General features: G+C 37.3%; 15 protein-coding genes. 12 read left to right on the forward strand and 3 right to left on the reverse strand.

All coding sequences use genetic code 11. The features are described 5' to 3' along the window. Positions 1–13: 13 nt before the first annotated feature. Both B4F31_RS13790 and yajC read left to right on the forward strand, forming a co-directional pair. Positions 14–478 (forward strand): DUF1573 domain-containing protein, encoded by a 465-nt coding sequence (locus B4F31_RS13790; RefSeq protein WP_075327617.1) that lies wholly within the window; start codon positions 14–16, stop codon positions 476–478. A gap of 3 nt (positions 479–481) precedes the next feature. Further along, positions 482–808, forward strand: coding sequence for a preprotein translocase subunit YajC (gene yajC, locus B4F31_RS13795; RefSeq protein ID WP_070053409.1), 327 nt, complete (start codon positions 482–484; stop codon positions 806–808). Positions 809–969: 161 nt separating this feature from the next. Here yajC and B4F31_RS13800 read toward each other — a convergent pair whose 3' ends face one another. Beyond that, on the reverse strand, positions 970–1,563 hold the full coding sequence (locus tag B4F31_RS13800) for a YdeI/OmpD-associated family protein (RefSeq protein ID WP_075327616.1): 594 nt from the start codon (positions 1,561–1,563) through the stop codon (positions 970–972). A 22-nt stretch (positions 1,564–1,585) separates the two neighbouring features. Beyond that, positions 1,586–2,827: a peptidase T gene (pepT, locus tag B4F31_RS13805; RefSeq protein ID WP_075327615.1), complete on the reverse strand. Its 1,242-nt coding sequence runs from the start codon at positions 2,825–2,827 to the stop codon at positions 1,586–1,588. 110 nt (positions 2,828–2,937) lie between these two features. Between pepT and B4F31_RS13810 the strand changes: the two genes are divergently transcribed. From B4F31_RS13810 to guaB, 5 genes are all read left to right on the forward strand, one after another. Then, a complete protein-coding gene (locus tag B4F31_RS13810; RefSeq protein WP_286761539.1) occupies positions 2,938–3,963 on the forward strand; it encodes a quinone-dependent dihydroorotate dehydrogenase in 1,026 nt (341 codons plus the stop codon). Continuing rightward, positions 3,964–4,212, forward strand: a complete 249-nt coding sequence (locus B4F31_RS13815; protein WP_075327613.1) for a hypothetical protein — start codon at positions 3,964–3,966, stop codon at positions 4,210–4,212. A 3-nt stretch (positions 4,213–4,215) separates the two neighbouring features. Beyond that, entirely contained in the window at positions 4,216–4,830 is a 615-nt protein-coding gene (locus B4F31_RS13820) for a LysE family translocator (protein WP_286761540.1), read from the forward strand. Positions 4,831–4,931: 101 nt separating this feature from the next. After that, the gene (locus B4F31_RS13825) at positions 4,932–5,795 is read left to right on the forward strand and encodes a hydroxymethylglutaryl-CoA lyase (protein ID WP_075327611.1); all 864 of its coding nucleotides are present in this window, start codon (positions 4,932–4,934) and stop codon (positions 5,793–5,795) included. Between the two features lie 94 nt (positions 5,796–5,889). Continuing rightward, the gene (guaB, locus tag B4F31_RS13830) at positions 5,890–7,362 is read left to right on the forward strand and encodes an IMP dehydrogenase (RefSeq protein ID WP_075327610.1); all 1,473 of its coding nucleotides are present in this window, start codon (positions 5,890–5,892) and stop codon (positions 7,360–7,362) included. Positions 7,363–7,461: 99 nt separating this feature from the next. Here the strand turns inward: guaB and B4F31_RS13835 are convergent, their stop codons facing one another. Next, positions 7,462–7,989, reverse strand: coding sequence for an OmpH family outer membrane protein (locus B4F31_RS13835; protein WP_286761541.1), 528 nt, complete (start codon positions 7,987–7,989; stop codon positions 7,462–7,464). A gap of 258 nt (positions 7,990–8,247) precedes the next feature. Between B4F31_RS13835 and B4F31_RS13840 the strand changes: the two genes are divergently transcribed. The 5 genes from B4F31_RS13840 (at position 8,248) to B4F31_RS13860 (ending at position 14,955) form a co-directional block, all read left to right on the forward strand. Beyond that, a complete protein-coding gene (locus B4F31_RS13840; protein WP_075327608.1) occupies positions 8,248–9,114 on the forward strand; it encodes a peptidylprolyl isomerase in 867 nt (288 codons plus the stop codon). Then, entirely contained in the window at positions 9,089–10,534 is a 1,446-nt protein-coding gene (locus B4F31_RS13845) for a peptidylprolyl isomerase (RefSeq protein WP_245764397.1), read from the forward strand. Before B4F31_RS13840 ends, B4F31_RS13845 begins: the two co-directional genes overlap by 26 nt. A gap of 10 nt (positions 10,535–10,544) precedes the next feature. Continuing rightward, the gene (locus B4F31_RS13850) at positions 10,545–11,498 is read left to right on the forward strand and encodes an AAA family ATPase (RefSeq protein ID WP_075327606.1); all 954 of its coding nucleotides are present in this window, start codon (positions 10,545–10,547) and stop codon (positions 11,496–11,498) included. A 413-nt stretch (positions 11,499–11,911) separates the two neighbouring features. Further along, complete coding sequence (locus B4F31_RS13855) at positions 11,912–14,179, forward strand: aconitate hydratase (protein WP_075327605.1); 2,268 nt, start codon at positions 11,912–11,914, stop codon at positions 14,177–14,179. 212 nt (positions 14,180–14,391) lie between these two features. Further along, a complete protein-coding gene (locus B4F31_RS13860; protein WP_093306097.1) occupies positions 14,392–14,955 on the forward strand; it encodes a TlpA family protein disulfide reductase in 564 nt (187 codons plus the stop codon).

The following is a 14,955-nucleotide window of genomic DNA, read 5'->3' on the forward strand; positions in this document are numbered from 1 at the left end:
AAAGTTCACTATTATGAAAAATGGAATCTTAATGTTAGCTGCAGTAGGGGCGCTGCTATTTACTTCTTGTAAAGAAAACAACAATAACGCCTCAGAAAAAGTTAAAGCCGAAAACGTAGAAAGCGCTGCAGAGCGTGATGCTCAGGCTACTGTTTATCCTAAAATGGAATTTGAGAAATCTGAACATGATTTCGGGAATATTCCAAAAGGTGAGAACGTAGAGCATACTTTTACATTCACTAATACCGGCCAGGCACCATTGGTAATTACCAATGCAAAAAGTACTTGCGGCTGTACAGTACCAACCTGGACCAAAGAACCAATTCAGCCAGGAGAAAGTGGTGAAATGTTGGTTAAATTCAACGGTTCTGGAAAAGGACAGGTAACAAAAACTGTTACAGTAACTGCTAATACTGAAGCTGGTACAGAGCGTCTTAGAATTAAAGCCTTTGTAGAAACCGAAGAAAATGCTAGCTAGTAAATGGATCAATTAACCCAGTTTGCCCCAATAATATTAATGTTTGTGGTGGTGTATTTTTTTATGATACGCCCGCAAATGAAAAAAGCTAAACAGGAACGTAATTTTGCATCAGAATTAAAGCGTGGTGACCGTGTGGTTACCAAAAGCGGAATGCACGGCAAAATTGTTGATTTTAGCGAAAAAAATAATGCGGTAATTATAGAAACCGGAGCAGGAAAAATAACCTTTGATCGTTCTTCCATCTCGATGGAAATGAGTAAAAAACTCAACGAACCGGCGAAGCCAGAAAAAGAAAGTAAGGCAAAAGCTATTAAAGAAAAGAAATAGTTTTTTCTGTTTTAATCAATAGAATTTAGAATCCCCAGGCCATAGCGCTGGGGATTCTTATTTTATAGAAGATTTAAGAACTGTAAAAAACGTCATTCTGAACTCGTTTCAGAATCTAAGATATTAGAAACAGAAACTGTTTTAGGTTCTTATAAAAGATCTTAGCAATTTTTATACTTATCATTTAACCCGACCCCGCTTAGAATCATCGGTTTAATTTTCTCCAGGCGGGATTTTTTTGTAACCTCTCTTTTTGCTTCAGAAATATAATCGGCGTATTCCCTTTGTTTACCTTTAGTTAACTGATAATAGGAATTCTTGAAATGTTCATCTTTTTCTAATGCCTCTTTGAGATCTAAAGGCAGTACCAGTGTTTTATTTTTTAAAGGTTTTATTTCTTTTCCTTCCCGTTGATTCTGTATGGCTTCGGCTATATACTTCTGAAGAATTTCCGGTTTTATTTCATCTTCTTTTTTAAACCTTATTTGTCTTAAAGCTTTGGTTTTATCTTCCTGGGCATTGTAAAGTAAAGCGGTATTTTCTTTTAATAAAGCGCCATTAAAAAACCAAAGTGCACAATGATTTTTAAAAGCAGCCATTCCTACTACATTTTTCCCATCTAAAGCATAAACGGGTGCACCCCATTTTATACATTCTTCCAATTCAGTGTTTTGTAGTATTTCACGTAAAGAAAGTAATTCCTGCTCCCAGGTTGGGTGGGTTTCAATATACTGATCTACCGATTTTACTGCCATTTTTAACTTTTAGACAAACTGATTACTTATAATTTTCTGAAGTTAATTCAGCGATTTTCACAATTACTTCAGTGGCTTTTTGCATACTTTCTACCGGTACATATTCATACTTCCCGTGGAAGTTGTGGCCGCCGGCAAAAATATTAGGACAGGGTAGTCCCATGTAACTTAGTTGCGCGCCATCAGTTCCGCCACGAATTGGTTTTAAAATAGGCTCAACATTTACTGCCTTCATTGCATTCTCAGCTATTTCAATAATATGCATTACCGGCTCTATTTTTTCTTTCATATTAAAATATTGATCGATAATTTCAACTGAAATACAATCATTTTCATATTGCGAACAAATCTCTGAAGCCAGGTCCTGTATCATTTCTTTACGAGCTTCAAAATGGCCTAAATCGTGATCCCGAATTATATATTCCAACACGGTTTCTTCAACATCGCCTTTCATATCACTTAGGTGAAAAAATCCCTGTCTGCCTTCAGTATGCTCTGGGGTTTCCAAACGCGGTAGCGAGTTAATAAAATCTACGGCAATATACTGGCTGTTTACCATTTTATCTTTTGCGTAGCCGGGGTGAACACCTTTCCCATTAACTTTAACAATTGCTTTTGCGGCATTAAAATTCTCAAATTCCAGTTCGCCAATTTGGCTACCATCCATAGTATACGCCCATTCTGCACCAAATTTTTCTACATCAAATTTATGAGCACCACGACCTATTTCTTCATCGGGTGTAAAACCTACCCTAATTTTCCCGTGAGGAATTTCAGGATTATCCAGCAAATATTTCATTGCGGTCATAATCTCGGTAATTCCCGCTTTATCATCGGCGCTTAAAAGGCTGGTACCATCGGTTGTAATTATGGTTTGGCCTTTATATTGTTTTAAATCATCAAAATATTCTGAAGATAATATGATGTTTTTTTCCTTATTCAGGATAATATCATTACCGTCGTAATTTTCAATAATTTGGGGTTTTATATTGGTAGCATTAAAATCTGGCGAAGTATCAAAATGCGAAATAAATCCAATTACCGGTACTTTATGCGGAACATTTGCCGGGAGCGTAGCCATTACATAGGCGTGATCGTCTATGCTTACCTCGGTCATTCCCATTTCTTTTAATTCACTAGCCAGTTTTTGGGCTAAAACCCATTGTTTGTCGGTGCTTGGAGTTGTTGTGCTATGGGGATCGCTTTGGGTATCAATTGTAATATAGCTAATAAAGCGATCTATGATGCGCTGTTTATTAATCATTGGTTAGTAGTTTGATTCAAAATTAAACATTCACGTTTCAGCTTCAAAACCTTTTAAGATTTACTGCCGGTTTTTTATGATTTCTGCTATTTTTGCACAAACCAACCGCCATGTATAAATCTTCGATTAGGCCTTTATTATTTCGTTTTGACCCGGAATGGGTACATCACTTCACCTTTAAAACACTAAAGAAATTCGGCAAAACAGCTGCTTTTAAAAGTTTTGTGCGGAAGAATTTTCGGGTGGAAGATTCGAGGTTAGAGCGTGAAGTTTTCGGTTTAAAGTTTAAAAATCCGGTTGGGCTTGCTGCCGGTTTTGATAAAGACGCAAAGCTATTTCAGGAATTATCAGATCTTGGCTTCGGTTTTATTGAAATTGGTACCGTGACTCCAAAGCCGCAACCCGGAAATGAAAAAAAGCGATTATTCAGATTAAAAGAAGACGGCGCGATTATTAACCGAATGGGTTTTAACAACGATGGTGTAGAAGCCGCTGTTGAAAGACTAAAAAAGAATAAAAACGTGCTGATTGGCGGAAATATTGGTAAAAATAAAATTACGCCAAACGAGAATGCCGTAGACGATTATAAGATTTGTTTTGAAGCACTCTACAATTATGTGAATTATTTTGTGGTAAATGTGAGTTCCCCCAATACTCCAAACTTACGGGAATTACAGGATAAAGAGCCACTCACTAATTTACTAAATACGCTGCAAAGCTTAAACGCTACAAAGCCAAAACAGAAACCAATTCTACTAAAAATTGCACCCGATCTTACTGATGCGCAACTTTTAGATATTATAGACATAGTTAAGGAAACTAAAATTGCCGGGGTTATTGCTACAAATACCACCATTGCGCGAGATGGTTTACAGTCAGAAAACAAGAACGAAATGGGCGGCCTAAGCGGAAAACCCCTAAAAAATCGCGCTACAGAAGTGATTAGGTTTCTTTCTGAAAAAAGCAATAAAGCTTTTCCTATAATTGGTGTAGGCGGAATTCATTCTGCAAAAGATGCTTTGGAAAAACTTGAAGCCGGTGCCAGTTTAGTACAACTTTATACGGGGTTTATTTATGAAGGCCCAGAATTAATAAAAAAGATTAACCAGGCAATTTTAGCTAAAAACAAGTCATAAATGAAGAAATTTCACCTAAGTTTTTTATTAATAGTTATAATTAGTCTTGATGCCTATAGCTTCTCTGAAACTACTTCTGAAGTTACCCATACAGTAATTAGGAATGGGATTAGTTTAGGAACCGTTGTAGCTGCCATCACCTCATGGGAGCGTAACCGTTCGGTTTTATTAATGATTATACACGGAATTTTTAGCTGGTTTTACGTGATTTATTTTTTGCTTACTAGGAAAAAATCTGAAAGAAGATAAATTTTGTTAGAACAACTTATTCCGTTTTTAACTGCCTCGGCAATTCTTACCATTTCTCCCGGTCCCGATATTATTTATGTAATGGTACAGGGAATGGCCAATGGAAAAAAACACGGTTTTGTAACTGCTTTGGGGCTTGCTGCGGGGATTATTATTCATACCAGTCTTGTGGCCTTTGGAGTTTCAGCTATAATTAAAAGTTCTGAAAGCCTCTTTTTTATTATTAAACTGTTCGGCGCTGTTTACCTTTTATATCTCGCCTGGCAGGTTTACAAAAGTGATCCCGAAATTGCCTATTCGGCTGAAGGAATAAAAGAAAAATCCCTGTTATCACTTTTTAAACAGGGTTTTATAATGAATATGCTGAACCCTAAAGTTACTATCTTTTTTCTCGCATTCTTTCCGGGTTTTCTTTGGGAGCCCGGAGGAAATACAGTGATCCAATTTTATATTCTGGGAGCCATTTTTATGCTTTTAACCATTCTTATTTTTGGAAGCGTAGCCTTGCTGGCGGGAAAAATATCTACCTATCTTAAATTACATAAACATTCTGGGGTGGTTTTAAAATGGTTGCAAATTGTAGTTTTTATAGGAATTGCAGTTTTTATATTAGTTTAAAAGAAACTTAGTTAGAGCGGTGCTATTATACTTTCAATTTAATAAAATGAATTAATTTCTAAAGGTTTTTAGATATTCCTTAAAATACTATCTTTGAAAGTATGGATAAAATCAAGCTTATAGAGTGTCCACGAGATGCAATGCAGGGAATTAAAACCTTTATTCCTACCGAAAAAAAGGTACAGTATATTCAATCTTTATTGCGCTGCGGATTTGATACCATAGATTTTGGAAGTTTTGTTTCCCCTAAAGCAATCCCGCAAATGGCAGATTCTGCCGAGGTTTTATCCAAACTAGATTTGAGCACCACTAAAAGTAAATTACTGGCTATTGTTGCCAATACCCGGGGTGCAGAGAATGCTTCCGTTCACAACGAAATTGATTATCTGGGCTATCCGTTTTCTATTTCTGAAAATTTCCAGATGCGTAATACGCATAAAACCATCGCCGAATCGGTAGATATTTTAAGTGAGATCCTGGAAATTGCTGAAAAAACAAACAAAGAAGTAGTAGCCTATCTTTCTATGGGCTTTGGGAATCCTTATGGAGATCCATGGAATGTGGAGATAGTAGGGGAGTGGACAGAAAAATTGTCGGCCATGGGAGTGAAAATCCTTTCTTTATCTGATACTATTGGGAGCTCTACTCCTGATATAATTGAATATTTATTTTCAAATTTAATTCCAGAATATCCTGAAATTGAATTTGGAGCTCATCTCCATACCACCCCAACAAAGTGGCACGAAAAAATTGATGCAGCATACAAATCGGGTTGTAGAAGATTTGACGGAGCGATCCAGGGATTTGGCGGTTGCCCAATGGCCAAAGACGAATTAACAGGAAATATGCCTTCAGAAAAAATGCTTTCCTATTTCAATTCCAAAAAAGCAGATTCAAATATAAAAATGACGAGTTTTGAATCGGCCTATAACGAAGCATCTAAAATCTTTACCGCTTATCATTAAATCTTATAATTTAATTTTCTGATAACTAATATCTTTTAAGCCAGATTTTGCTATAAAAAGCTTATATTTGCACGCAATTAAATCTTTAATTGCTATGATCGCACACGATTCCAAAATCTTAGGAGAAGGCCTTACTTACGATGATGTATTGCTAGTTCCCGCTTACTCTGAAGTACTACCTCGAGAAGTAAGTATTCGCACAAAATTCACAAAAAACATTTCTATAAATGTGCCCATAATCTCGGCCGCAATGGATACGGTTACCGAATCCAGGATGGCTATTGCTATGGCCAGGGAAGGCGGAATTGGTGTTTTGCATAAGAATATGACTGCCGAGCAACAGGCACTTAAAGTTCGTAAAGTAAAGCGTGCCGAAAGCGGAATGATTATAGATCCCGTTACTTTACCTATTACTGCCAATGTGAGCGATGCGAAAGCAAATATGCGCGAGCATAGTATTGGTGGAATCCCAATTGTAGACGATGATGGGAAATTGCTGGGCATTGTTACAAACAGGGACCTTAGATTTGAAAAAAATAATAGCAGGCCAATTGCTGAGGTTATGACTTCAGAAAACCTGGTAACTGTGGCCGAAGGCACTTCGCTGGACGAGGCAGAAGATATTTTACAGGAAAATAAGATTGAAAAACTTCCTGTGGTTAATAAAGATAACAAGCTTGTTGGGCTTATAACTTTTAGGGATATTACTAAACTTACCCAAAAGCCTAATGCAAATAAAGATAGCTTTGGAAGACTTCGTGTTGCTGCAGCCATTGGGGTAACCGCAGATGCGGTAGATAGAGCAGAGGCTTTGGTTAATGCAGGGGTAGATGCAATTATTATTGATACTGCACATGGGCATACCAGAGGTGTGGTTTCGGTTTTAAAAGACGTAAAAGCAAAGTTCCCTGATTTAGAAGTGGTAGTAGGAAATATTGCTACTGGTGAAGCTGCTAAATATTTAGCTGAAGCCGGAGCAGATGCGGTAAAAGTAGGAATTGGTCCCGGTTCAATTTGTACTACCAGAGTTGTGGCAGGAGTTGGATTTCCTCAATTTTCTGCAGTTCTTGAAGTTGCAGCAGCACTAAAAGGAACTGGCGTTCCGGTAATTGCCGATGGCGGAATTCGCTATACCGGTGATATTCCTAAAGCTTTAGCTGCCGGAGCCGATTGTGTAATGCTTGGATCCTTGCTTGCCGGAACTAAAGAATCTCCAGGGGAAACAATTATTTACGAAGGAAGAAAATTTAAATCCTATCGCGGTATGGGATCTGTAGAGGCTATGCAAAAAGGCTCTAAAGATCGTTATTTCCAGGATGTGGAAGATGATATAAAGAAACTTGTACCGGAAGGTATTGTTGGTAGGGTTCCTTATAAAGGAGAGCTGGAAGAAAGTATACACCAGTTTGTAGGTGGTTTAAAAGCCGGGATGGGTTATTGCGGCGCGAAAGATATTCCAACATTAAAGGAAAATGCAAAGTTTGTGAAGATTACCGCTTCAGGAATTCACGAGAGCCACCCGCACGATGTAACTATTACCAACGAGTCGCCTAATTACAGTAGGTAGACTAGACGGCTATTCAAAAATATAGACCCCACAAGTTTTATGAACCTGTGGGGTCTTACTTATTTATTCCAGTATTAAATGAAATAGAGTCTCTAAACTCTATTCTTCTTCTTCTGTTGTTTCAGGAATTTCAATTCCCATTTTATTCATTACTTTTTCGGTAATATCATATTCTTCAGCCGAAAAAGCAAGACTGTTTCCACCGGCGTGAAGAATTTGCGTAAAACCTTCTTCCTGTATTACTGCTCGCATAGCGACATTAATTTTTTCGTAAAGCGGATTGGTAAGTTCGTTTCGTCTCATTTGCATCATTACCTGGGCTCTTTGTCTAAATTGCTTGATTTGGTTTTCCAATTCAATAATTTCAGATTCACTTTGTTGCCGGGCTTCATCGGCAAGTGTTTCTACATTTGCCTGGTAGCTCTTTACCAGGGTGTCATATTTTTTCACACTTCCCTGGAAATCTTGTTGTAATTGCTTATCGTAAGCCTGTAAGCCTTCATTTACCTCTTCCATTTCGGGCATTTGGGAAAGGATGTAATCGGTATCTATGGTTCCTACTTTTGTTTGTGCGCTAACAAAAACGCTAAAACATAAAAAAGCAATTAATAAACTGCTGCGTGTCATAATAATATTGTTTTTGGCAAATATAATAGCAGGTTTTAATTATTCATACAAAATCTCTTAAAACTATTGCAGCTTCAAAATTATTTTAGTCATTTTCAATTTAACAAGCCTATTTCATTTTAAAATTATAATTTTAAGAAGCTTATAATCGTTTAGCCATAAGCTTGTAGAACCTATAGGAATTCTTATTTTTGCCTACGCGCAAATTACAGGCTGTTAGTCTTTTAAAAATGGTATGTAAATTGCTATCTCAACTTAATGAATTTGAAGATATCATCGTTTTTTATAGTTTCTTTAATTGCCGCTTTTTTGCTCGCAAGTTGTACTTATTTTGAGAAAGATGAAGCGCGTAAAGTGATAGTAAGAGTGAACGATTCTTATTTGTATGAAGAAGATATTAATGCTTTAATTAACGAAAATACGTCTACAGAAGACAGTAGTCTTATTGTGTCTAATTACATTACACGTTGGGCAACACAGCAATTACTTATAGACCGGGCGCAATTAAACCTTCCTGAAAGTCAGCAAAAAGAGTTTAGAGACCTTATAGAAAACTATAAAAATGAACTTTATACAAGTGCATATAAAGATGCTGTAGTAGGCAGGCAATTAGATAGTAGTTTAACCAAGAGCGAGAAAAAGGTTTATTTTGAAGAAAATAAAGGAAATTTTAAACTTACTGAAGATTTATTGAAACTAAGGTATGTAAGCCTGGAAGAGAATAATACTAATATAGAGGAAATAAAAACTTATCTCAAACGCTTTAATGAAGAGGATAAAGAAGAACTTGAAAAATTATCGCTTCAGTTTAAAAATTACTCGTTAAACGATTCGGTTTGGGTAAAGATTAAAACGGTTTACGATAAGATCCCCGCGTTATCATCTAATAATAGGGACAATCTATTAAACAAATCTAATTTTTTTGAGGTAGAAGATTCATTAGGTGTATATTTGATCTACGTAAATGATGTGTTGGAACATGGGCAGGATGCTCCATTTGAGTATGCAGAACCTACCATAGAAAAGATTTTGCTTAATAAGCGAAAAAGAAATTTAATAAAAGAACTGGAAAAAGATATTACAAAAGATGCAATTAAAAATGAACAATTTGAAATCTATAATTAAAAATACGGGCTTTCTTTTGGCCGTTTTACTGGGTTTTACCGGTTATTCGCAAGATGTGATTGTAACCGATAGTACCTCAATTCAACCAGAAGAGGAGATCGCACAAAATACCGTTGCCGAAACTAACAATTCAGAACGTCGTAAAGTAGACGGAATTGCGGCTGTAATTGGAGATTATATTATTCTTGACAGCGATGTAGATATGATGTACAAAGATATGCAAAGCCAGGGAATGTCTACTGCAGATGTGACCGATTGCCAACTGGCCGGTTCCCTTATGGAAAACAAACTTTATGCACACCACGCCATCCAGGATAGTATTATTGTAATGGATGCCGAGGTTAATAGTTATATAGATCAGCAAATTTCTGAAATGGTACGCCAGGTAGGTTCTATGGATAAAGTCCTGGAATTCTACAATAAAGAAAATGAAGCTGAATTTAGAAGCGAATTGTTCGAGCTTAATAAAGAGCGACAGTTAGCAAACCGTATGCAGCAAAGAATTGTGGAAAATGTAGAAATTACTCCTGAAGAAGTAAGAGCTTATTACGAAAGCATTCCCGAAGACGAATTACCGGTTTTTGGAGAAGAAGTAGAGCTTTCTCAAATTGTTGTAGAGCCGGAAATTCCTGAAAGTGAAAAACAAAAAGTAATTGATCGTTTAAAAGACTTTAGGGCAGATGTTTTAGATAACGACGCCAGCTTTGCCACTAAAGCGGTGTTATATTCTCAAGACCCTGGAAGTGCAAGGGACGGGGGTAGAATTTCTCTTTCAAGAAAAGATAATTTTGTAAAAGAATTTAAAGACGTAGCTTTTAGTCTTCAAGCAGGGGAAGTGAGCGAACCTTTTGAAACCGAATTCGGTTTTCATATTATCCAGGTAGATAGAATTAGAGGACAAAACATAGACCTAAGACATATACTACTTATTCCAGATGTTACCAATGCTTCAGTAGAAGAAGCCAAGGCAAAAATTGATAGCATTAGAAAAAGAGTAGACGAAGGGGTTTTAGATTTTGCTGAAGCTGCCCGTGAATTTTCTGATGAAGAAGAAACCAGGGGAGATGGTGGGAAACTTATAAACCCAAGAACGGGTGATACTCGTTTTGAACTTTCTAAGATAGACCCAAAATTGTATGATGAGGTAGGAGATTTGCAGGAAGGTGAACTTTCTTTAAGAATGCGCGACCAGGATAGAACCGGGCGCCCGTTTTTTAAACTTATAAAAGTAAATAAAAGAATAGCGGAGCACGAAGCTAATTACGCTACAGATTTTACAAAGATCAAAGAGCTTGCGTTAAGAGATAAACAGTTAGAAGCTATAGAAGAGTGGCAACAGGAAAAAATAGGAGATACCTATATAAAAGTAAACGGAAAGTTTAAAGACTGTGAGTATAGCAGTAACTGGTTAAAAAAATAGCATTTTATCAATGTCAGACGTTGCTCTAGTAGAAAAACTGGTGGTTAAACACCGGGATTTAAAGAAAGAAATTGCCAAAATAATAGTAGGGCAGGATGTGGTTATAGACCAAATCCTGCTTTCGGTTTTTTCAGGAGGGCATTCGTTGTTGGTTGGGGTTCCCGGTTTAGCCAAAACCTTAATGGTAAATACCATTTCCCAGGCTTTAGGCCTCGATTTTAAAAGAATACAATTCACCCCAGATCTTATGCCCAGCGATATTTTGGGCGCAGAGATCCTGGACGAAAACAGGAGCTTTAAATTCATAAAAGGTCCGGTTTTTTCAAATATCGTCCTTGCCGACGAGATTAATAGAACCCCGCCTAAAACCCAGGCTGCTTTATTAGAAGCTATGCAGGAAAGATCTGTAACCGTTGCCGGGCATAATTACAAGTTGGCCAATCCTTATTTTGTACTAGCTACTCAAAACCCAATAGAGCAGGAGGGAACCTATCCCTTACCTGAAGCGCAGTTAGACCGGTTTATGTTTTCTATTCTTCTGGAATACCCAAGTTTTCAGGAAGAAGTAGACGTGGTGAAAAGCACAACTTCAGATAAAACTCAAAAGATAAATGCGTTATTTTCTGCGGAAGAAATCGTGGAAATTCAGCAATTAATTCGTAGAATTCCTGTGGCCGATAATGTGGTGGAATATGCTGTGAAACTGGTAGGAAAAACCAGACCAGGTTCTCCTGAAGCCCTGCAATTTGTAAAAAACTATTTAGATTGGGGAGCAGGGCCAAGAGCCTCTCAAAATCTTATTCTTGCCGCTAAATCTCACGCAGCGGTGAATGGAAAATTCTCCCCCGATATTGAAGATGTACAGGCGGTAGCTATTGGAATTTTACGCCATAGAATTATTAAAAATTACAAAGCTGAAGCCGAAGGAATTTCAGAAGAAAAAATAATTCGAGACCTTTATTAAGAGCTGGGATTTCGCTTAATTCTATTTGAAAATAATTGGGCATAACTTTCGTACTGGAAGGCTTTTCTATTTTTGGGGCTTTTTTCTCAATTCTGAGAAAAAAAACTTATTCCACCTTTAAAATAACAGGTTCAAGAAATTCAAGTAAGGTCTCACCAGCATTTGCTTATCAAGAATGGGTTTAAATTTTGATTTATTCAGTACGAGTAATTGAATTTTTGAGAATTCGGTTATATTAATTTGCGGAATTCATAATATTCATCCCCAATATTATCTTTAGTTGAATTTAAGTTATTATAAATTATGAAATGTAAAATTATTTTCATTAAATTTTGATAATCACTTCTTATTTTCAAAATCCACTCGAAATCCTTAAATTTGCTAGACTTTTTTAGAACTAAATATATAATAATATGGCATACGATATTGATATGATCAAGAAGGTGTACAGCCAAATGGCCGAACGTGTGAATACTGCACGTGAGGTGGTTGGAAAACCTTTAACACTTTCAGAAAAAATCCTTTATTCGCATTTATGGGATGGTGCAGCCAAAGAGGCTTACCAAAGAGGAAAAGACTATGTAGAATTTGCGCCAGACAGGATTGCCTGCCAGGATGCAACGGCCCAAATGGCTTTATTGCAGTTTATGCAAGCCGGGAAAAAACAGGTTGCAGTTCCAACTACAGTGCATTGTGATCACCTTATCCAGGCCAAAATGGGAGCTGCAATAGATTTGCAGGCTGCCAATAAATCAAGTAGTGAAGTTTTTGATTTTCTTGAATCTGTTTCTAATAAATATGGAATTGGTTTTTGGAAACCGGGAGCAGGTATTATTCACCAGGTTGTTTTAGAAAACTATGCATTCCCTGGAGGAATGATGATTGGTACCGATTCTCACACGGTAAATGCCGGTGGGCTTGGAATGGTTGCCATTGGTGTTGGGGGTGCCGATGCGGTAGATGTAATGGCCGGAATGGCCTGGGAGCTTAAATTTCCAAAACTTATTGGCGTTAAACTAACCGGAAGCCTTTCTGGATGGACCGCTGCAAAAGATGTAATTTTAAAAGTTGCCGGGATTCTTACTGTAAAAGGGGGAACGGGAGCAATTATTGAATATTTTGGCGAAGGTGCCCGCTCTATGTCGGCTACCGGAAAAGGAACTATTTGTAATATGGGAGCTGAAGTTGGTGCCACCACTTCAACTTTTGGGTACGATGAGTCTATGGACCGTTACCTACGTGCTACAGATCGTGCTGAAGTTGCAGACGCCGCCAATGAGATTAAAGAACACTTAACAGGAGATGATGAGGTTTATGCAAATCCTGAACAATATTTTGATGAGGTAATTGAAATTAATCTATCAGAATTAAAGCCTCACCTTAACGGGCCATTTACGCCAGATTTAGCAACTCCTATTTCTGAAATGGGTGCTAAAGCAAAAGAAAACAACTGGCCAATTAATGTAGACTGGGGATTAATAGGATCCTGTACCAACTCTTCTTATGAAGATTTAACCCGGGCAGCTTCTATCGCAAAACAGGCGGTAGATAAAAAAGTAAAAGCAAAATCTGATTTTGGTATTAATCCAGGATCTGAACAAATTAGGTTTACTGCAGAACGTGACGGATTGTTAAAGATCTTTGAAGATCTTGATGCTACAATTTTCACCAATGCCTGCGGACCTTGTATTGGCCAATGGGATAGAAGTGATAGAAAAGGGGACGAGAAAAACACTATTGTGCATTCTTTTAACCGAAACTTTTCAAAACGTGCCGATGGTAACCCAAATACCCACGCCTTCGTAGGTTCTCCAGAGATGGTTGCTGCAATAGCGATTTCAGGTAGATTGGATTTTGATCCAACTCGCGATAAGCTTATCAATGAAGATGGGGAAGAAGTGATGTTAGACGAACCAACAGGAATTGAATTACCTTCTGATGGTTTTGATGTTGAAGAAGATGGGTATGTGCCACCAAACGAAGATGGAAGCTCTGTAGTTGTAAAAGTAGCTGAAGACAGTGAAAGACTACAGTTATTAACTCCATTTGAGCCCTGGGATGGTAAAAATCTTATGGGAGCTAAGTTGTTAATTAAAGCTTTTGGTAAATGTACTACCGACCATATTTCTATGGCAGGACCGTGGTTACGTTACAGAGGTCACTTAGATAATATTTCTAACAATTGCCTTATTGGGGCTATTAATGCTTACAATAAAAAGACAAATTTTGTAAAAAGTCAACTTACCGGTGAGTATGATGGTGTTCCCGCTGTACAACGTACTTATAAAAAAGAAGGTGTTCCAACTGTAGTTGTAGGAGACCACAATTATGGGGAAGGTTCTTCTAGAGAGCACGCGGCTATGGAGCCTCGCCACCTGGGAGTAAAAGTGGTATTGGTAAAATCTTTTGCCCGTATTCACGAAACCAATCTTAAGAAACAAGGTATGTTAGGATTGACTTTTGACAATGAGGCCGATTATGACCTTATCCAGGAAGACGATACTTTCAACTTTATAGATCTTGAAGATTTTGCTCCAGACAAGCAAATTACTGTAGAGATTGTACATGCTGATGGTAGTAAGGATACTATTAAAACAAACCATACTTATAACCAACCTCAAATTGAGTGGTATAAACATGGTTCAGCTTTAAACTTAATTAAGAAGCAAAACGCCGCTTAATTAGTTTAGGATTATATTTATAAAGAGGCTGATTAATTTTTGATCGTCTCGTCATTCTGAATTTGTTTCAGAATCTAAATTCTTAAGAGTTAGACCCTGAAACAAGTTCAGGGTGACGTGGAGAAAATCAATTTTAATCAGCCTCTTTTTTATGGATTAAATTTAGATGTTAAGTACCTTTGTTATATACGTCTAAGTATTAAAATTCGGCAATGAAGAAGCTTTTCAAGAATCAATGGTCTAACATTATTTTTATTGTAATTATCCTGGTAATGATTATCCCACAAACCCGGAAACCCATTCAAATTGTGGTAAATAAAATTTTTGCGTTTAGCCCTTCGGCAACAGATGAAGAAGACAGGAAAGAGCTGGAAACTTACAATTGGACCTTGGAAACGAAAGATGGGAATAGAGTTGATTTTGCTGAATCTAAAGGAAAAGTGATAATCGTAAATTACTGGGCTACCTGGTGCCCACCCTGTATTGCTGAAATGCCAAGTTTCCAGGAACTTTATACAGATTATAAGGACGATGTAGCATTTTATTTTATCTCTGGCGAAGATCACGAAACTACCAACAACTTCCTGAAGCGTAAAGGCTATAACTTCTCCAGTTACAGGATGCTCTCAGAAGATCCCAAACCTTTAGATGGTTATACCTTACCTTCTACTTATGTAATTGATAAAAGCGGAACTATTGTAGTAGATAAAAAAGGCGCGGCCGACTGGAATAGTCAGAATTTTAGAAACCTGTTAAGTCAGCTTTTAGCTGAATAA

Source organism: Salegentibacter sp. UBA1130, assembly GCF_002311535.1.
In the GTDB taxonomy this organism is placed as follows: domain Bacteria; phylum Bacteroidota; class Bacteroidia; order Flavobacteriales; family Flavobacteriaceae; genus Salegentibacter; species Salegentibacter agarivorans.

Bases quoted from the DNA above. Each gene is read 5' to 3' on its own strand.
- B4F31_RS13790 (WP_075327617.1), top strand. From the start codon at position 14: ATGAAAAATGGAATCTTAATGTTAGCTGCAGTAGGGGCGCTGCTATTT.
- yajC (WP_070053409.1), top strand. From the start codon at position 482: ATGGATCAATTAACCCAGTTTGCCCCAATAATATTAATGTTTGTGGTG.
- B4F31_RS13800 (WP_075327616.1), bottom strand. From the start codon at position 1,563: ATGGCAGTAAAATCGGTAGATCAGTATATTGAAACCCACCCAACCTGG.
- pepT (WP_075327615.1), bottom strand. From the start codon at position 2,827: ATGATTAATAAACAGCGCATCATAGATCGCTTTATTAGCTATATTACA.
- B4F31_RS13810 (WP_286761539.1), top strand. From the start codon at position 2,938: ATGTATAAATCTTCGATTAGGCCTTTATTATTTCGTTTTGACCCGGAA.
- B4F31_RS13815 (WP_075327613.1), top strand. From the start codon at position 3,964: ATGAAGAAATTTCACCTAAGTTTTTTATTAATAGTTATAATTAGTCTT.
- B4F31_RS13825 (WP_075327611.1), top strand. From the start codon at position 4,932: ATGGATAAAATCAAGCTTATAGAGTGTCCACGAGATGCAATGCAGGGA.
- guaB (WP_075327610.1), top strand. From the start codon at position 5,890: ATGATCGCACACGATTCCAAAATCTTAGGAGAAGGCCTTACTTACGAT.
- B4F31_RS13835 (WP_286761541.1), bottom strand. From the start codon at position 7,989: ATGACACGCAGCAGTTTATTAATTGCTTTTTTATGTTTTAGCGTTTTT.
- B4F31_RS13840 (WP_075327608.1), top strand. From the start codon at position 8,248: ATGAATTTGAAGATATCATCGTTTTTTATAGTTTCTTTAATTGCCGCT.
- B4F31_RS13845 (WP_245764397.1), top strand. From the start codon at position 9,089: ATGAACAATTTGAAATCTATAATTAAAAATACGGGCTTTCTTTTGGCC.
- B4F31_RS13850 (WP_075327606.1), top strand. From the start codon at position 10,545: ATGTCAGACGTTGCTCTAGTAGAAAAACTGGTGGTTAAACACCGGGAT.
- B4F31_RS13855 (WP_075327605.1), top strand. From the start codon at position 11,912: ATGGCATACGATATTGATATGATCAAGAAGGTGTACAGCCAAATGGCC.
- B4F31_RS13860 (WP_093306097.1), top strand. From the start codon at position 14,392: ATGAAGAAGCTTTTCAAGAATCAATGGTCTAACATTATTTTTATTGTA.